Source organism: Butyrivibrio sp. WCD2001 (assembly GCF_000424485.1).
In the GTDB taxonomy this organism is placed as follows: domain Bacteria; phylum Bacillota; class Clostridia; order Lachnospirales; family Lachnospiraceae; genus Butyrivibrio.
Genome location: NZ_AUJZ01000004.1, coordinates 230,536 through 248,126 on the forward strand (window position 1 = coordinate 230,536; position 17,591 = coordinate 248,126).

The window sequence follows — 17,591 nt, forward strand, 5'->3', positions numbered from 1 at the left end:
CAATTGTCAGGCAAGTTTATTTCGCTCCTCCAGCATTTCCCGACGCTCAATAGCTTCCTCAGTCAATTGTTTCTGATAATCCTTTTTCTTGTAATACTCTTCAATCTGCTTCTTTTGTCTGGCAGCTCTTTGAGCTCTCCTCTGAGCGTTAGTATTATTATTGTTTCTCTGTCGATTCTGAGTACTCTGGTTTCTTATCTGTTCCATTAACTGATCAAGCTTTTCTTCATCCGATAATAGTTCAGCCTCGCGTCCTTTTATAGCCATATCCACATGCTGGATAGTCCCTGCTCCCCCGTTCTCTTTTAGGAACATGCCTGTTTTCCGGATCTTTCCGTCAAGAACCTGATCTGCACCATCCATTCTGAATTCTGTTTCTTCTGCTCCAAGGAAAATCGCTCCGACACCTGCATCCTTAAGACTCTTTAACTCATCGCCGTTTTCAGTCTTGTACCACACTTTGAGCTGAGCAAAAACCTCATCATTTTCATCGATCCAGCCATTTCCATCTATGTCATATTCTGCAAGATCCTTGAAGCCATCACCACTTTTCACTCCAAAAAGCTCATTTCCATCGTTAATCTTGCCATCTCCATTTTTATCCAGTGCCAGGAATCCGCTTCCTTCACCAAGCGTAGATATCTCATCCTCTTTTCCATCAGCATCCAGGTCAAATTTGAATTTCTTATCACTAAGCCCTGCAGTGTCTGATCCTGTATTTATGATAAGTGGATCAAACAGCGCATCTAGCGGAGAAGCCATCGGTACAAAAACTTCTGACACTTTGCATCGTTCCATAGAGGCGTTCATATCAACAGCAATACTTCTACCATCTGTAGTTTTGACTGTTCCCTTAGCTTCATATGTTGTCATTTCCTTCTCTGTTGTTTTATCGACAAGACCAACAAATCCCATGTTGCTGCCTTTTCCCGTTTGGCCGTACTGTTTATCATAATATCTTGACGCTGTACTGTTTATCTCACTCTGATCAATTCGCATATAGAGCCCTCCTTAAGCTTCTGTCAAATATCTCACTGCAAGCTTCACTAAGTTCGAAAAAACCTCACTAAGTGAACTTGCATGGCTCGCACTAAGTTCGGCAATACCTCACTAAGTGCTCTGCTCAAAAAGCGCTTTCCGTAGCTTTAATCTATGTAATTTTTCCTTACGCCAGCCAGTTTCCTAAAAATGATGAAAGTCCATAGTTCCCGGTAAGCCCATAGCTGCTTCCTAACCCATAACTACTCATCAATCCATAAAGGCTGTTGGTCCCATACAATCCATTGCTGCCATAAGCACTGGTTGTACTATTCCTTACAGCTGTCGCAGCCACACTCTGAATCAGTGTAGAATTAGAACGGATTCTCTGACCAAATGAACCTTCCCGTCCAAGCAGGTTTTTGACTTTATCCTTATCAGCTGCCTTAAATTTCTTTTCATCAATGCTTAGTGTTCCATTTTTGCTGTTATAGCTGATACCAATTTCACTAAGAGCATCTTTATTCCCGGCAGCATCATTTTTCATGGCAGTAGCTCTGGTTCCGATAATTGTAGCTGTGCTGTTCTTTGCCTGAGAAACAATGTCATTATATCCATCAACAAGATTCTTTGCACTGTTATACAGCTCATCAGTATTTTTATCACTGTAGATATAATCGCTGCCAAGTGTCTTCCCGGCTGCCTCAGCCTTTACACCGCCCTCAAGCACAGAACTGTTTGCTCTGGCTGAACTACCATAAAGCTTGTTATACAGATTGCTGTTTCCCGTTGAACGGATATTTCCAGCGTTTCCATACCTGCCTGATGAAGAAGCTCCAGTATTTTTTCGAGTGCCTGATTCAACAGCCTCTCGTCTTTCTGCCTTGGACATTTTCATAAAAGTGTCCGCATAGCTTGCCTGCGCAACAGCCTGACCTTTGGTAAGCTGTTGTCTTCCACTGTTTCTTACGGATCCCGTTCCATAGCCACTCCAAACTGAGCCGGCACCACCGATCCTGCTCATTAGCGCGCCTACATAATCCATCCCAAAATTCATGCGATCACCTCCTCATAAGGAGCTTTTTCCTTTGCTATTTCAAGTATCGTCCATGAAATGAGACAATTAAATAGGATTGTAACGAACGGACAGTTTAATGTAATGAATAGTCATTTTTCTTTTGACTGCAGCATTACCGTAACGATAAAAGTATTATTTCCAGTCTCCACTTTGACTCCGCCGAGATATTTTTCTGCGATGTTTTTTACACTTTTTAGCCCAATACCATGCTGCCCGTTATCTGTTTTTTCCTTTTTCCTGCTAACTATCGAGCTATCTTTGTCACGTATAACAGTTCCATCATAAGAATTTTCTGCTTTTATCAGATAAAAGTTATCTTTTGAAGTCCCATATAGCTTAATAAATCGTTCTTTTTCCGATAACAATGCCACCGCTTCCAATGCATTATCTAAAAGGTTATTGAGTACAATAGCCATATCCATAGCACTGATACTCTTATCCTCAGGGTAAGAAAACTCACACTCAAAGGTACATCCCTGCTTTTCTGCCTGAGTTGCCGCTTCATTTATTACAACATCAGTAACCGGATTACCTGTAGAATATTTCACCCCACTGGCATTCAGCTCTATATCCATTTCACTTAAAAAATCACTTGCATCCTGATAGCGATTATTCTCGATAAAACTCTTTAAAATCATCAGCTTTCCTGCCATATCATGACGCAGAGTCCTGATCTGATCGTGATGTTTTTCAGTAAATTCTATCTTTTTTCTCAGAAACTCCTGCTCCTGCACCTGTTCCTGAAGCAAAAGATCTTCTTCCTTTAATCGCCTATACCGCTGCCAGGTTGCTATGGCTGATAATTCACCTATAAATATAAGCACTGCAAGAATTGGCAGGGTGTATCTTAGACTTCTTTTTTCATCCAGCAAAACAAATACTTCCTTTTGTAGCGGAACAACCATGACATCTACAATCATGTATGAAATAAAATATGATACCGCAGAGTAGATTGAAAGATAGACTGCTTCTGTCCAGGTCATATCATACTGTTCTGGACAAATCCTTTTTATTAATAAAAATTCTCCCCACACCATGACAGTCATAAATATTACTTGAGCAAGCATCAGCAAAAACATCCTGAGCCACAGTTCTTCTATCGCTCCTTCCAGCGAATAATCTATACTTCCTATGACCATGTCTGTTATTGAATTAGAAGCTGCTGTATTAATCAAATGCCAGACATAATATACGTTCTGCCAGAGGAAAAACACAAAGATTATGTGTGGCATTGCTTTTTTGTCATAAAAATAAAATATTGCTGCGATTGTCAGAACACTTATTACGGTAAATAGCCCTTTTACAGGGAAAGGAAGAGAATACAGACATAATGCCTCAATCGTAATTACTACTGATAACACAATCCTCTTTACACTGTTCAAGACCTCTTTTTTTATAAACAGGCTCATGAAAAAATACAAAAATATGCCTCGTATCAAAATTATTGATACTCCATAAAATTCTTCTATTATCCTAATTTGCACTTCTGACATATACACCAAGTACCTCGTCACAAAATATGATCCATATATGCTTTAACAAAATCTGCATATTTATATTTGGAAATAATAATAGAATCTCCGCTGTCCATAATGGCTTCTGTCCTTGTGTACCCTCTGATATGGTTCATATTCACAAGATATCCTCTATGTATTCTGAAAAACTCTTTTCCCAGTTCATCTTCAAATTCTGACATTCTTTTATACACTTCATAGTTTTTGCCTTTGAGATGTACAGTAGTTTTCCGGCCATTACTTTCTACATATAAAATATCCTTGATGGCTATCTGTATTGTTATTCCACCTGTCTGGATAGTTGTGTACTGTTCCCCTGCATCCTCTTCATATGTAGCTTCACATATCATCTGGGCATCCATTTTTTTCAGTTCTTCCACTGCTCTTCGAAGTTCAGACTCAAATGCGGCTTTGGATATTGGTTTAAGAAGATAACCATATGCCCTTACACCAAAAGCATCTCCCATTCTGTCTGGAATACCTGTGACAAATATGATAAGTGGTCTTGAAGCCCTGATACTGCGGCCACTTTCTTCAATTCTTTCCCCCAGAGCTTTTGCTGCCTCAATTCCATCAGTACCACCCATAGCTATATCAAGAAAAAGCACATCTATTTTTGTTCCTGAATCTATGTCCTTTATGAGGTCTTCAGCTGATGAATACTCCTTTATTTCTGCGTTATACACACTTCCGGAAAGCCATCCGTAAAGTAATTCTCGTACTGCTTTTTCATCATCACAGATTGCAAAACACATTTTCCCCATAAGATGTGAACCTACTTTCCGTTTTTATTGACCATTACATCCATATCATCAAAAAACTAACAATCATAATGCCGTTAACAACAAAGTTATCTCCATAGACATAACAAAAAGCTTAACATGATTCTTCATGTAAGCTTTTTGAATTTCAACTATATTTTAATCATAACATTATGCCAGCACTCTCTATAGGTCAATGTTATGAATGGTCAGTTTTATGTCATGAGTGGACATTATTCCTTCTTATCAACAGTTGAAGGCAACAGCGATGAAAGTGCATCCGAATATCTTCCCTGGCTATTATACGATCCACCACCCCTTGCTGCTGCGTTAGTAATCGCCCTTCCTTTGTCACTCATCTTTGACGCAAACGAATTATACCCGGTGAAAAGTGTCTTTAGTGTTTTTATATCTGAACTCTTAAGCTTATCCTCATCCACCTCAAGCTTATTATTGGCTCCTACACTTATGCCCACCTTGTTTAATAGATCCTCATTTACTTCAGTTGTTTTAATCATCCATGTAGCAGAACGTAGCACATCTTTGGTGTTTGACTCTGCAGCACCATCCAATGTTCGGTTGTAACTATCCACAAAGCTCTTAACAGCCTTGCCGATACTATCCCAATCGTACTCTTCAGTTACTGTCTCTTCACCTGTTTCCTCATTTTTAGTAGTCTTCTGCTTTTTTTGCCAAAGAGAGTCCTTCATCAGATTCTGCGCAGCTTTCGTCAATGTGCCTGCATTACTTGCCATAGAAGTAAGCTTTGCATGCGAGTCCTTACCTGCAGCAGCATTTTCTGCTTTCTGCTTGGCATAGTATGCTTTCACAAGCTTTTTGTACGAGCCATTTCGGAGCATAGCATAATCAGAAACACTAAAAGGGCTTGTTGCACTTGTGCTGGTATTTATATTTAGCCCCGATAAAAAAGAGCTTGCATTCTGATTATAATCGCTGAAATCATAATCAGATTTATCATAATAACTACCACTTAATGAGTCTCTTATCGTTGACATCTCCTTGCCCTCCTTTGCTTCACTGTGGATGCAATCTTTTTATGAAAGTTGATAATTTCATGAAAGAGCTTGTATCCATCATATTCCAGGTCTCAGACCTTAATGTCTATCCTTTTTCTGTGCATCATTAGTTCTTCCATCCTCTGCTGTTCTGTAAAAGTCTTCCCATCTATGCTTTGATCATTTTCCATTTCTTCGGCAATCAGCTTATCTTCCTCTGGTATATCTTCAACAGATTCAACTGATTCCATGTTTTCATCCATTTCTTCAAGGTTCTCTTCAATCTCCTCAATGGATTCTTCCATCTCTTCCATTTCATCAGCGATATCCTCAAATTCATCCATGACATCCGCAAGAAGTCCATCGCTCTTCTCCACTCCGGTTGCTTCTTCGATAAGCTCTTCTTTGCGCTCTTCGGGTGTCTTGGGTGCTGCTTTCTTGGCTGCTTCAGCAATCTTCTCTCCGGTCTCCCATGCCTCATCAAGCATATGAAATACCTGTTCATGGTTGTATTCCGCTTTAACCGCAGCTATCTGATTATCATAGTCTTCAATCATTTGAAGTTTCTTCTTGATGTCTTCAATGGACTCAGACTGTATATTTTTGAGGTTATGCTTTTGGTTCTCGATAAACGCAATCTGATTATCGCGTTTTTGCTGCCGTTCCATTCGGTTCTGTTCTGCCTTGGAGGAAAAATTATTAAACAGTTTTAAACCCTGTACATTTATGTTCATATGCACTCTCCAATACTCTTTCTAACTCTTCAATCTGCTCTTGTGTGATATATGAATCCTTTTCCATTGAGAAAAAAGATTCCAGCAATGCTATTGCTTTCGCATATATGCTCTTAATCCATCCCATAAGCAGATCCTCCCATAGATTATTGCTCAGTAGCATTTGCTGTAGTAGCTGCAGTCTCCTCTTCCTTCGATTTATAATACTCATCAAAAAGCTTGTTTGCTGCCTTCAATGTTTCATTACATATGGATGGAAGCTCTCTCCCCCATGCACCTGTAGCCAGATTGAATCCCTTTTCCATAGCCTTCTGCATCTTTTTCATTTTCTCTACATCATCGCCTGCAAGAGCTGATGCAAAGTCAAAAAGTCTCTGAGAAGTCTGCTTTACACCATAATATCCATCTTCAGAAATATCCTTTTGTGCCTGAGCTTTAGTTGCTGCATCTACCTTGAAATTGCCACCAGCCAATCTTTTCCAAAAGCTGTCATCTGTTGCCTTTCCAAAAGCTGAAACCTGACCTTCCAATGTTTTCCTGACAATTTCCAGAAGCTTGTTTCTCTGATCCTCTTCAGCCTGTTTCATCTGCTGAACTATTGCTGCTCTGTCTGCAGGTGACTTCTTATTTATGCTATATAACCCTGCATCCTTTTCAGCCGTCTTCTCGTAAACTGCCGCAGATTCTTTATTCTCGCTTGCTACTTCCTGAACACTGTCAGTTTTCTTTCCATTTTCAGAACTATAGTTTTCTGTGTTCATGACTGAATAATCAGTATTCTGAATGTTTCCTACTAATCCTGTACTCATAACAAATACCTCCTTTATTAACATCTGTTAATCATTTAGTTATAAAAAAGCTATATTTCTGCATCAACCATGCCACCTACTTCTGTCATTCCAGAGTCCTGTACCATCACGGGCATCTCATCTCCGCTAAGTGATAGCGAAACACCGCTATCAAAACCTGATGAAACTGACGATTTCCCCAAATTCTCTTTTTCTGCCTGAAGTCTTTCAAACATTGCCTTTAGATATTTTAAGTCAGCCTTCATGATATCCCTTGCTTCATCAGATCTGTGTTTAGCCTTTAGCTGTTCAAGATCCTGCGGCTCCATGGCTCCTGAAAGTGCCTCAGCCATCTCATCTAGCTCCTGATCTAGCTGAGCCGTTTCCTCAGCCTCTTCATACATCTCCTCAGCAGACATTTCCAGCTTTTCCATAAGAGCTTCGAACTCTTCCTGTTCAAGTTCCTTTATTTCTTCATCAGACTGATCATTTTCTAGTGGATTTTCCTGCTCAGAAGGCAATTCTTCGTTCATGTTCTGTTCAGCAGTTTCTTCCATCTTCAGGTTTTTCTTTTTCTTCTCACAGGCACGCTGGACCATTTCTGCATGCAGGATTGCTCTTAAAATCTCTTCATCATCGTACTCTCCGGTTTTCAGCTTTTTCTGTAGGTTCCCGATTTTCATCCTGATCCCGATAGAAACCTGAGCAGCTTTTGCGGAAGTCTTGGCACTTAAGACCTGTGCTGAAACCTGCTTGAAGCTATACATTGCCGGCTTCTTCTTTTTTGAGCTGTTACCCGTTTTCCTTGGCCTGGACATAGAGATAGTCCCTACATGATTACCATTAAGGTCATATAGGCGTTTATAGTAATATTCAGTATTTCCTCTAATTTGTAACTCATATCCATACATAGCCTACCGCCTTCTCCACTTCGTTCCGCATACAGTCTTACTAAGCTCACAAGTTCGCTAAGTGCGACTAGCATCCTTGCTTCGCTACGCATACAGTCTTACTTGCTGTTGGTCTTAGCACATGTTCTTTATGTGCTTAGAGCAACACATGTGTCAGCAAATCCGCCAAGTGCAACAAAAAGGATCATTCTGCCCATAATACATACATCTACACCAAATACACTATCTGCATATAGGGTGATGCAAAGGGTATAACGATCCTCATTTACTGTATATTTTATAAGTTGCCATCCTTGCATAACCCCATACTCTTCCGTGAGTACTTAGCTTGATTTCTTAATTTAAAAATCTATGTCAGGTCTTTACATCAATACTCACACTGACGCCTTCTGCTGCAGACACCTCTGTTCCTGTTGATTTTGCAATCTTTTCATCAATATGAGGAACCTTTGTATTGTGCGTGGACTCTGAAACAACGGAAACTTTCACGCCACCGACATCGATCTGCTGTACCTTTGCATTTTCTTCGTCTGAGAATCCGGATGCCCTTGCTTGTGCATTTGCAACTCTGTCTGCTTCTTCCGCTCTTCTTTCTGATGCAGCCTCCTGAAGATGCTGTTCCTGCCACCTTCTCTCAGCTCTCTTCTTTTCACGCGCTGCTTCAGCTCTTTCATTCTCTTTCTGCAGGGTCGCATCAGCTTCCCTGGCTTTCTGCATTTCCTTATTAGTCTCAGCAATCTGCTCCATATTGTTATTTGCTATGTCTTCAGATCTTTTCTGAGTTTCAGCCAGTTCTTCTTTCTTTTTTGTGGTATCCGCGCCGGATGCCTCATCTCTCTTGATCTCAGCATCCAAAACACCGGCCTTACCATCCATCTGCTTTTTCACTCCCTGCTGAAGCTGTATCTGTTTCATGGATGTACTGGCAGATATAAGAGACTGAGTCATAACATTTGTTAAAGCCATTACACACACCTCCTTGTATTAAATAATGGAAGTTCTGATCTCACTTCGTTCGCCAGAACACGTTCGGACTAGGCTCAAAAATACTTCGCCAAGTCCTCTCAGCTCTACCAAAGGCTTCGGAAAGTTAATAAAAAAAACTTATAGATTTTTCATGAAACGACCTTTTTCAATCATGAATGGACTCAAATAACCATCATTGCAGTGAATATAACCACGTCTCCCTCCTGTTCAAGCTGGGTAGTTCCATAATACTTTTCTGTAATCCTTCGCATATTTTTCAATCCAAAACCATGCTTATCACGATCTGTCTTCGATGTTTCCATAAGTCCGTTCTCATCAGAAGACCGCAACAGTCCGTTATAGCTGTTCTTGACTTGGATCATGAACATATCACCACTACGCCAGGATTTTATCTCCACGAAAGATTTATCCAGGTTTTCTGCAGCCCTTATAGCATTTGAAAGAGCATTATTCAGGATAACGCCCACATCTATGGATTCCACTTTTCCTTCTTTCGGATAGTGAAAATCATCTACAAATCGTATTCCAACATCCTCAGCCTGTCTCCGCTTCTCTGAAATCACTATATCAGTGACAGGATTTCCGGTCTTTGCATTTATATCTACAGCATGGAAATCATCAGACCAGTCATGTAAGTATTGTAAAGCCTGATCACTATTGTTTTCTTTTATTAGATTACCAAGTACCATGATATGGTTATTAGTATCATGCCTTATCCCACGAATATCTGAATAAACTTTCTCCATTGAATGAACATGCCCTGACAACTCGTCAATCTGACTGTTTACAAGAGAGTTTTGCAGTACTTCTTCCTCTGAAGTCTTAATCTTTTGATAAAAATAGATCACTGCAATCATAGTGAGAAAAGCTACCACACCAAATAATGCACGCATTTCATGATATACAGGATATCTATTCCAGAAATATTCACCCGAAGCTTTTTCAAAAGCTTCTTCCATAAATGTACATATCCAGTAAGATACTATTATTGTTATGTACGTTGCTGATAAAAAAGCTAATTCTCTCCATTCCATAAGTTCTTTTTTACGGCTGTACATCGTTTTAATCAGATGTATTCCTATAACCAACAAAGCACATCTTATTACAGCATGAATAGCTTGTGCCAAACCATAAAGCATAATCTGCTGTAAATCCCCTACCACTTTAGGATTCAAAAATGTCACAGAACATATTAAGTTCCATGGTAAAATTGCCAGTTCCATTGATATCCACAAAAGCAAATACATAGTTATTGATAAAAAAATTTTCTGCGGTATATTTATCCTCTCCGTTATAGCGGAGATAATACATACTGCAGCACAGCCAAGAGCATAAGCAGTCACACCTGAAAAATTTATGGTAGCAAAATATAGTATAGACATCGCCATTGCATAAACCGCTCCGAGTATAACAGCACGTACTCTTTTTCTCATAAATGGTATGTAAAATACTGACACAAGTACTGCATTTAACAATACATTTGCAATCATTGATATCTGATTTACCTGATCCCACATAGCTTCTGTAATCATTTATTCTCTTAACCTCTATAAATTATGGAAAAGCTGCTTACTCCGCTCTCTTTTTGTTGTAATCTATCAAAGCTTTTACAAAAACCTTATAGTTTTGTTTTGAAATAAGTGCTTCCCCCTTAGACATATAGCACTTTCCTGCATCATACTTCTTTACGAATCGCAAATTTACAAGATACCCTCTATGAGTCCTGAAAAAGCCATCACCTACAAGCTTTTCCAGTTCTGAAAGATGTCCATAATACTCAATTTCATCGGTTCTTGTGTGTACGATTATCCTGGCCCCATACACTTCTGCAAATATAATGTCAGAAGCGCATAGTCTTATATGACTGCCTCGTGAGTTCAACATCACATACTTCTTTTGAGGCTTTAATGTAGCTTTGGCTATTTCCTCTTTTGCATCCTTTATCACGCTGACCATCTTCTCATTTGAGAATGGCTTTACAAGAAAATGGAAAGCTCTCACATCAAAAGCATCAAATACATATTGCTTTTCCCCTGTTATAAAAATGATAACAACATCATCACTAATATCACGAAGTTTCCTGGCGACATCCATTCCGGACACGCCGGGCATCATAATATCCAGGAGAATAATATTCGGCATATAACCATCTTGTTCAACAGATCTCAGCACATCTTCCCCTATACCAAAGCTTATAATCTCATCATCCGGAAATGATGATTTCAGCTCCGACATTATTATGTTTCTTATTTTTTCTTCATCATCACATACTGCTATCTTCATAAGGCAATAATCCTCCAAGTTATTCGTATCATAAATACATAAGAAAAACTATGATCTCATCACGAAACGACCTTTTTCATTTCTGAAATGATTCTGTTACAGCAGAAATTATTCATCTGCCTTAAACCTTATAACCAAATATATCATACGTATTCGTTAACAAATGCTCCATATTATGATAATTGTATTCGGTGCGTATCCATCACAGAAAACAAGCGATTCGCTATAGTCCTTTGTAGTAAGATCTACCGAGCATCCCACGCCCGAAACCTGCACCTCATACTCTACCTTCATACTCTATACTTCATCCATGTCATACCCTTCATATACGTACCTTCATCCAAAAACTGCGCAAGTTTTCGGACTACTCTCCTTTCTAAAAATAAAAATATGGTTGATAGTTCCGTTATGCCCTTTTCCATGTGCACCTGATTTTGGACATAAAAATAGACCAGTAAGTATCGGACGTCTCCGACCTTTGCTGGTCTATGTAATGATATTTATCAGTTTTCTATAATGTAATTATTCTATTCTTTACCGTTACTTCTTTTAATTCATCCCAACTAAACATTTTCCACCTTTTTGCATAATTAAAGGGTTCTGTCACCAGAACCCTTTAATTATGCAGCTATATTTATTCTGCTCATATTTAACGTCTCCGCAGCGGAGAAGCCAGGAGCTGCGCCCGACATAACTTTTCTGTTCATATATAGTATAATGCTATTCATTATTCCCATCAACGAATCACACACAATTTTTCAATAATCTTCAAAACATCATCCTGCGCATATGCATGTTCAAATTCATCAAGCTTGTAGCATGGAACATGTGGCTCAAAAGCCAGATCAGCAAAATACTGTGCCTGAAGGCATTTCATTCCAAGGTCTCTGGCAGCAAAAAGCTCTTTTGATCCACCATCTCCGACATACAGGCATTCCTCAGCAGTAACGCCTAACTTTTCCATTGCTTTTTCATATATTTCATGCTCAGACTTACATGTTCCCTGCTCATATGAGAGCATTGCTGCATCTAAATATGGGAAAATAGAGCTTTTTCTAATAACATCAGCTTCATCAGAATAACAGTTGCTTATAAGACCAATCTTTATGCCGCGTCTCTTAAGCTCCTTCAAAAGAACTATGGTTTCCGCGGGAGTTCGTTCAAATATCCCTTCCAGGGTCTTCCTTCGCTTATCTGCAAGAAGCTTTACGGATTTCTCACTGTAAGCCCCCAGCATTTCAAGGGTTGTTTTTATCCCTTCCTCTATTGTGCAGTTTCCACAGCTTCTGTCATGTTCTGTGGAATGCCATGCATTTTTGAAAGTATCGACCTCGATTTTTAAGTCTGCCGCCATGTCTTCGCTAAAATAAGTATCGCCGGAAAACATTGAAACGAGCGTTTCAAACATGTCAAATATAACAGCTTTAGTCATTTTTAGTCCCTTCATCTAGTAAAAATGAAAGCCTCGATAGCAATATCGAGGCTTTCGATGTCCTTATTATATTATTGTTCTGATATCGAGGCAATCATGCAGGCTACTACAGCACTATATCCCTCATCTGACATGGGTGCAAAAGTAAATTCAAGAACGTAGCCAGTATCTGATGTAAAGCTTACGCAGCATGCATCCTTATTCTTTATTTCATAAATAATACCATGCAAACCATTCAATGTAATATCAGTAATTCCGGATATATCTTTATCTTCTGAAAGAGCATTTTTATATTCCTCAAGAGTCATCCCACCTACATCAACATATACAATACCTGCGACACAATCTCTTTCCTCTGTGGAATAGTAGCCAAGATAGCCCTTCTCAAGATCTTCTTCCGTTAATTCCTCAGGCTGCATAGCATCAGGAATCCACATCTGGCAATCCACTTCATCAAACTGGACAAATCTTCCTGCATCGATCAGCTCATCTGCTCCATCCTGAGAAGTAACCATATCCCAAGTAATATCAGTTGTGCCGATCATGTCCTCGGCAATATTCCCCTTAGCCAAAGCTGTAACCGGCGAAAGAGTCATACTCACAGTAGCTACTGTAGCAAGAATAACGTTGACTTTACTGATCATTTTCCTAATCATAGGCAGTTCCTCCTTAAAAATAAGCAAAAGAAACATACCCCCAAACTTCCTCCGGTATCAGACTCTACACAGTCTGGCACCATATTAGAAATCATTATACATAAGTTAAATCAATATGTTATGAACAGTATCTAAAATCTATATAAAAAAATATTCAACTATTCTCCAGGGTTCGTATATCTCCGGACATAAGAACGGATACCGATGCCAGGGAGAGACATACTCCCGCAATAAGAATAACCAGAGCGGCTCCTCTTCCAACGCCCCGACCGTCGATTTGCCCAAGCAAATCTGCAGCTGTTCCTGAAACACCGTAGGCGACAACATATCCTATCTGGGAAATGAAACCGATAAGCCCCCACACTCTTCCCTGCGCGCCATCAGGCACATTAGTTCTCACAAGGTAATCCAGGCAGTTGTTTGCAAAAGGAAGAGTGGCAAAAAACAGGAATCCGAAGATACATATAATAAAAATATTCTCCCAAAGCCCGAATCCAAACATAAAGGCTCCCGCAAAGATCAGGGCTATTCCTAGCGTTTTGACATAATATCCCTTTATTCCTTTTGTGCCCAGGAACACTCCGCTTACAAGCATTCCGCAGGCGCAGACAGTCTCAGACACACCCAGAGTTTTGGCATCAGCAATTGACAGGATGAGCGGCTCCGCAAGTATCTGAAGCACTCCCATAAAAAGTGTAATTACGGAAGATATAGCTACCAATGTCAAAACTCCTCTTTTTTCACAGAGAATATTCCAGCCCTCTTTCACGCTTTGAAGGAGTGTTTCTTTCTTCGCTATCTCTTTAGCGCCGATACCGCGTCTTACTACCGCTGCACTTATTACTGTCAGGAAAAATGTGCATATATCAATCCCAAGAAGTAGTTTCACATCACTTATTGATAACAGAAAACCTGCTATTATCGGCGAGAGTAAATATCTCGCACTTCCCGCGAGCGACACAAGACCGCTGGCTTTCGAGAATTCTTCCTTGGTCAAAAGATCTGTGATTGTAGCACGAAATGAAGGTTCAAGAAGTGCCGAGAAACATGCGCTTGCAAAAACTCCGATACATATCTGCAAAAGCGATGCTTCTCCTCTCATCATGCAAAACAGGATATAGGCTACTCCGAGAGCTGAACACCCGTCGCCTATCATCATGAGAAGCCGTCTGTCGTAGCGATCTGCCAGCGCTCCTGCGGGAACTGAGAGCAGCAGTGTTGGAAGAAATCCAAGCAATGTGACCATTGCCATGCTCCCGGCACTTCCCGTCTGTCTGAAAATATATACACCGAGTCCAAAACTGGTCAGTCCGCCGCCCACAGATGATATAAGTTCACCTGCCCATAAAAGTAAGAATTTTCCGAAATTACTCTTTTTTTCCATATTTACCACCCCATACTTTCCAGCCACACAGCTGTCTCCTGCTCTCTTTCTTTTCTATTTTCCGCTTTATATTTTCCAAGCTTAAGCTCGCCCTTTATCTCGCCATCGAGAATGTACAGTATCCTGTCACATATACCCGCAACCTTGCTGTCATGGGTCACCATCAGAATTGTCGTCCCATCCTGATTGACCTTTATAAACGCATCCATAACTTCCGCTGACGCAGACTGGTTCAAAGCTCCCGTGGGCTCATCCGCAAAAATGATCTCCGGCTCCATTATCATGCTTCTGCATATGCATGCCCTTTGAAGCTGTCCCCCGGAGACTTCATTCACACTTCGCATTGCCAGATCTTCTATGTGGAATTTTTCCATAAGAAATCTAGCTTTACCATAATGAGCCTTGCTGTTTTTCTTATCAGAATGAACTGCCGGAAAAACTATATTATCCTCAATATTAAGATTTGAAAGGCTGTTCATCTGCTGAAACACAAACCCCATGTGATTTAGCCGAAGCTCTGCCCTCTCATCTTCGCTTAATGCTTCTACGTTTTTCCCGCAAAATGAAATCTCTCCGCCATCTACTGTATCCATGCCGGACACGCTGTATAAAAGCGTTGATTTCCCTGAACCCGATGGCCCCATAATTGCTATGAGCTCACCGGGCAGCACTTCAAAACTTATGCCGTTTAGAATTGCCCCTTTTCTAAGATTTTTTACCTTTAATATTTTCTCCATAGATATCTCACCTTCCTTGTCCGGCCCCCAGGCATTCGTTAGCGCGAATATTTTTTATCTCCAGAAGTGCTGTGAAGGCCGCAGCCAAAACTGTAATCACAATCAGCATGGGAACAACCGCTCCTACATAGACCGGATCCATGATAAAGCGAAACCCTTTCGCTCCCATCATGCCAAGTACCGCTCCCGCCATTCCTTCTCCGGGAAATGCTCCCGCTATGATTCCAAGCACTATCCCTATAACAAGAACCGCTGCAGCTTTCTTTAGATATTCCTTTCTGATCTCACCACTCGTAAATCCAAGCGCTTTTTTAAAAGAGTTACTTCCTCTTTCTCTCCAGATGAGCAGACGCAGCATCAAAAGAATTACAACAAAAAGAACGAGGCAGGCAAATATCATAACAACAGCAGAAGTGCGTTTTATATTTTCAATGGTCTGACCGTACACTCCGTCCAGATACTCGCTGATGAGAGTCACCTTAATACCCTCACCCGAATTTGCAAAAGCGCTTCGACATTCTTCTGTCCAGTCCTTCAAAGGCTGTCCATCCTTTAAGGTGACATATATGATGCTCCACATCACAGGAAGATTGTCATTATCGGATTCCATGCAAGCCTTCGCTGTTTTCCCTCCGTTTGTCACATCAGAGTAAATACCGCATACTTTGCAGGATATCTCCGAATCCGCTTTCCCGTTTTTATCGGTAAAAACCTTGATGGTGTCTCCAACATCCACTTTCATCTCCTCCGCATTTAGTACGGAGAGCGCTATCTCATCCGCTTTTGAAGGAAAAGTCCCCTTGCTGTAACTTACCGGAAACTTCCCGTGGTCGCCGTTTTCAATAAGAAGATTGTAGGAGCCCCCATCCGGCATCACTGTCTTATAGGATTTTGTCTGCATCAGCACAAAGTCGCTAACCCTAGCATCTGTCCCGATTTTCCTTTGAAGCTGTTCTTCCGGGTTATCACCCCCACCTGTCTGCCTTATATCTATGCGAATCTGGCTCTTGCCAATTCCCATATAGGTAACAAAATCGGGTGCACACAGGGTACTCTTGATATTTAGGGGTATCATTATCATAAAAACCGAGAATGCGGTTATTATTCCAATCGGAATCCATAGGTTCTTCTTTTTCCCGAAACTCCCCTGTCCGTTCATGACTAAAACAGCAGATGCTTTCTCGGTTTTGGAAAGTGTCAGTCTCACATACAAAAGGATAATAACCTGAACAAAAAACTCTCCTATGATCATCAGGATACCGATTTTCCCCATCCCTCCTGCATCTCCGTACAGAGCTTTCATCTGGGCCGAAAGAGGGTCCGATATCACTACCGCGAGTATGCTTCCGAAGATACATCCAAACACGGAAAGGATCATGTATTTGCGCATATATAAAGTGTGAATTCCTCTTCGTGACACTCCGATTGCCTTAAGCATACCTATTTCGGTTTTATCCTTTTCAAGTTGAGTCAGCAGCATGCATCTGATACAAAGCATTGATATAAAAAGCACCACCACACTGACTAGCAGAATAATAAGGATCATTAAGCCGTCCGAAAGAGCATTCATCATTCTGATAAAAGGATATGTGATCGTAGGGCCGTTATCAGGGAGATTTGCATCCTTATAGGCTGTAGCAAAAGCATTGATATCATTTCCGGCCAAAAGCTTGTATTCAATCAGATACTCCTCACTTCCCATCGGTCTCAGGCGCTCATAGTCAGCTCTACTTATCAGAAATCTCTTAGATGAAGCCATGGCAGAATTCATCTGAGAATCCCTTAGAAATCCTGCGACAGTGAGTTCCTCTGAGCCGATACTGAGAACATCTCCCACTTTTACTTCATACTCATCTCTGTAGCAGACAGGCACATAGACCTCTCCCTCCCCGGGATCAATAATGTTATTATCCATATCCACAAGATAATCGAATTCCTCACTCTGATAACAAAGGCCGTTATCCTGCATGTTTGTGTCAAAGGTTTTATCGCCGATACGCAGCATACTATTTGATAAATTCAGGAATTTGCATATCTGCCAATTCCGGACATCGCTTCTGTTTTGTAAAAAAACTCTCAGCTCCTCTTCGTCTATCTCTCCGGTATGCATCTGCAAAAAATCAGGAGTTATCGCAACGCGCATAAGAGAATCTATGGCACCTGACAGACTGGCAAACAGAAGTATCGACAGTCCCAAAAGCGTCGCATTTACGGCCATGAAGATACAGGTAGCCATAGCAGAAAGCCTATTCTTTTTTAAATCATTAAGTAAAAGTCTCTTATACATTTTTCACCTCGCCCTTACCGACAGATTGTCGGTCAAAGTTTCAAA

The 17,591-nt window shown here is 40.6% G+C and carries 19 protein-coding genes; all 19 read right to left on the reverse strand.

Features of this window, described 5'->3' with window-relative positions; translation table 11 throughout:
* Positions 1-6: 6 nt before the first annotated feature.
* The 19 genes from G630_RS23335 to G630_RS20640 all read right to left on the reverse strand — a co-directional run bounded on the left by G630_RS23335 (position 7) and on the right by G630_RS20640 (position 17,546).
* Positions 7-999 carry a hypothetical protein gene (locus tag G630_RS23335; RefSeq protein WP_049946081.1) on the reverse strand — a complete coding sequence of 331 codons (993 nt, stop codon included), beginning with the start codon at positions 997-999 and terminating at the stop codon, positions 7-9.
* 166 nt (positions 1,000-1,165) lie between these two features.
* Complete coding sequence (gene fliD, locus G630_RS0104170) at positions 1,166-2,035, reverse strand: flagellar filament capping protein FliD (protein ID WP_026497845.1); 870 nt, start codon at positions 2,033-2,035, stop codon at positions 1,166-1,168.
* 110 nt (positions 2,036-2,145) lie between these two features.
* A complete protein-coding gene (locus tag G630_RS0104175) occupies positions 2,146-3,417 on the reverse strand; it encodes a sensor histidine kinase (protein ID WP_196805748.1) in 1,272 nt (423 codons plus the stop codon).
* Between the two features lie 149 nt (positions 3,418-3,566).
* Positions 3,567-4,334 carry a LytR/AlgR family response regulator transcription factor gene (locus tag G630_RS0104180; protein ID WP_081667791.1) on the reverse strand — a complete coding sequence of 256 codons (768 nt, stop codon included), beginning with the start codon at positions 4,332-4,334 and terminating at the stop codon, positions 3,567-3,569.
* Positions 4,335-4,564: 230 nt separating this feature from the next.
* Complete coding sequence (locus tag G630_RS25305; protein WP_242829899.1) at positions 4,565-5,347, reverse strand: hypothetical protein; 783 nt, start codon at positions 5,345-5,347, stop codon at positions 4,565-4,567.
* Between the two features lie 92 nt (positions 5,348-5,439).
* A complete protein-coding gene (locus G630_RS20635) occupies positions 5,440-6,081 on the reverse strand; it encodes a hypothetical protein (protein WP_049946082.1) in 642 nt (213 codons plus the stop codon).
* Positions 6,047-6,208, reverse strand: a complete 162-nt coding sequence (locus G630_RS24545) for a hypothetical protein (protein WP_155831930.1) — start codon at positions 6,206-6,208, stop codon at positions 6,047-6,049. Before G630_RS24545 ends, G630_RS20635 begins: the two co-directional genes overlap by 35 nt.
* Positions 6,209-6,227: 19 nt before the next feature.
* Positions 6,228-6,890: a hypothetical protein gene (locus G630_RS0104200; protein ID WP_026497849.1), complete on the reverse strand. Its 663-nt coding sequence runs from the start codon at positions 6,888-6,890 to the stop codon at positions 6,228-6,230.
* Between the two features lie 50 nt (positions 6,891-6,940).
* Entirely contained in the window at positions 6,941-7,780 is an 840-nt protein-coding gene (locus G630_RS0104205) for a hypothetical protein (RefSeq protein WP_155831931.1), read from the reverse strand.
* A gap of 128 nt (positions 7,781-7,908) precedes the next feature.
* On the reverse strand, positions 7,909-8,079 hold the full coding sequence (locus G630_RS24550; protein ID WP_155831932.1) for a hypothetical protein: 171 nt from the start codon (positions 8,077-8,079) through the stop codon (positions 7,909-7,911).
* A 55-nt stretch (positions 8,080-8,134) separates the two neighbouring features.
* Positions 8,135-8,746 (reverse strand): hypothetical protein, encoded by a 612-nt coding sequence (locus G630_RS0104220; protein ID WP_026497851.1) that lies wholly within the window; start codon positions 8,744-8,746, stop codon positions 8,135-8,137.
* A 182-nt stretch (positions 8,747-8,928) separates the two neighbouring features.
* A complete protein-coding gene (locus tag G630_RS0104225) occupies positions 8,929-10,299 on the reverse strand; it encodes a sensor histidine kinase (protein WP_026497852.1) in 1,371 nt (456 codons plus the stop codon).
* A gap of 37 nt (positions 10,300-10,336) precedes the next feature.
* Positions 10,337-11,050 (reverse strand): LytR/AlgR family response regulator transcription factor, encoded by a 714-nt coding sequence (locus G630_RS0104230; RefSeq protein ID WP_026497853.1) that lies wholly within the window; start codon positions 11,048-11,050, stop codon positions 10,337-10,339.
* 156 nt (positions 11,051-11,206) lie between these two features.
* On the reverse strand, positions 11,207-11,344 hold the full coding sequence (locus G630_RS24555; protein ID WP_155831933.1) for a hypothetical protein: 138 nt from the start codon (positions 11,342-11,344) through the stop codon (positions 11,207-11,209).
* 442 nt (positions 11,345-11,786) lie between these two features.
* Positions 11,787-12,482 (reverse strand): HAD family hydrolase, encoded by a 696-nt coding sequence (locus tag G630_RS0104245; protein ID WP_026497854.1) that lies wholly within the window; start codon positions 12,480-12,482, stop codon positions 11,787-11,789.
* 71 nt (positions 12,483-12,553) lie between these two features.
* The gene (locus G630_RS0104250) at positions 12,554-13,138 is read right to left on the reverse strand and encodes a hypothetical protein (protein ID WP_139176290.1); all 585 of its coding nucleotides are present in this window, start codon (positions 13,136-13,138) and stop codon (positions 12,554-12,556) included.
* A gap of 154 nt (positions 13,139-13,292) precedes the next feature.
* Positions 13,293-14,522, reverse strand: coding sequence for an MFS transporter (locus G630_RS0104255; RefSeq protein ID WP_026497856.1), 1,230 nt, complete (start codon positions 14,520-14,522; stop codon positions 13,293-13,295).
* Positions 14,523-14,524: 2 nt separating this feature from the next.
* Entirely contained in the window at positions 14,525-15,259 is a 735-nt protein-coding gene (locus tag G630_RS0104260) for an ABC transporter ATP-binding protein (RefSeq protein ID WP_026497857.1), read from the reverse strand.
* Positions 15,260-15,266: 7 nt separating this feature from the next.
* Entirely contained in the window at positions 15,267-17,546 is a 2,280-nt protein-coding gene (locus G630_RS20640) for an ABC transporter permease (RefSeq protein ID WP_049946083.1), read from the reverse strand.
* Between the last annotated feature and the right edge of the window lie 45 nt (positions 17,547-17,591).

Bases quoted from the DNA above. Each gene is read 5' to 3' on its own strand.
- G630_RS24545 (WP_155831930.1), bottom strand. From the start codon at position 6,208: ATGGGATGGATTAAGAGCATATATGCGAAAGCAATAGCATTGCTGGAA.
- G630_RS25305 (WP_242829899.1), bottom strand. From the start codon at position 5,347: ATGTCAACGATAAGAGACTCATTAAGTGGTAGTTATTATGATAAATCT.
- G630_RS20640 (WP_049946083.1), bottom strand. From the start codon at position 17,546: ATGTATAAGAGACTTTTACTTAATGATTTAAAAAAGAATAGGCTTTCT.
- G630_RS23335 (WP_049946081.1), bottom strand. From the start codon at position 999: ATGCGAATTGATCAGAGTGAGATAAACAGTACAGCGTCAAGATATTAT.
- G630_RS0104250 (WP_139176290.1), bottom strand. From the start codon at position 13,138: ATGATTAGGAAAATGATCAGTAAAGTCAACGTTATTCTTGCTACAGTA.
- G630_RS0104255 (WP_026497856.1), bottom strand. From the start codon at position 14,522: ATGGAAAAAAAGAGTAATTTCGGAAAATTCTTACTTTTATGGGCAGGT.
- G630_RS24555 (WP_155831933.1), bottom strand. From the start codon at position 11,344: ATGAAGGTAGAGTATGAGGTGCAGGTTTCGGGCGTGGGATGCTCGGTA.
- G630_RS0104180 (WP_081667791.1), bottom strand. From the start codon at position 4,334: ATGGGGAAAATGTGTTTTGCAATCTGTGATGATGAAAAAGCAGTACGA.
- G630_RS24550 (WP_155831932.1), bottom strand. From the start codon at position 8,079: ATGCAAGGATGGCAACTTATAAAATATACAGTAAATGAGGATCGTTAT.
- G630_RS0104200 (WP_026497849.1), bottom strand. From the start codon at position 6,890: ATGAGTACAGGATTAGTAGGAAACATTCAGAATACTGATTATTCAGTC.
- G630_RS0104230 (WP_026497853.1), bottom strand. From the start codon at position 11,050: ATGAAGATAGCAGTATGTGATGATGAAGAAAAAATAAGAAACATAATA.
- G630_RS0104220 (WP_026497851.1), bottom strand. From the start codon at position 8,746: ATGGCTTTAACAAATGTTATGACTCAGTCTCTTATATCTGCCAGTACA.
- G630_RS0104245 (WP_026497854.1), bottom strand. From the start codon at position 12,482: ATGACTAAAGCTGTTATATTTGACATGTTTGAAACGCTCGTTTCAATG.
- G630_RS0104260 (WP_026497857.1), bottom strand. From the start codon at position 15,259: ATGGAGAAAATATTAAAGGTAAAAAATCTTAGAAAAGGGGCAATTCTA.
- G630_RS0104205 (WP_155831931.1), bottom strand. From the start codon at position 7,780: ATGTATGGATATGAGTTACAAATTAGAGGAAATACTGAATATTACTAT.
- G630_RS0104225 (WP_026497852.1), bottom strand. From the start codon at position 10,299: ATGATTACAGAAGCTATGTGGGATCAGGTAAATCAGATATCAATGATT.
- G630_RS20635 (WP_049946082.1), bottom strand. From the start codon at position 6,081: ATGAACATAAATGTACAGGGTTTAAAACTGTTTAATAATTTTTCCTCC.
- fliD (WP_026497845.1), bottom strand. From the start codon at position 2,035: ATGAATTTTGGGATGGATTATGTAGGCGCGCTAATGAGCAGGATCGGT.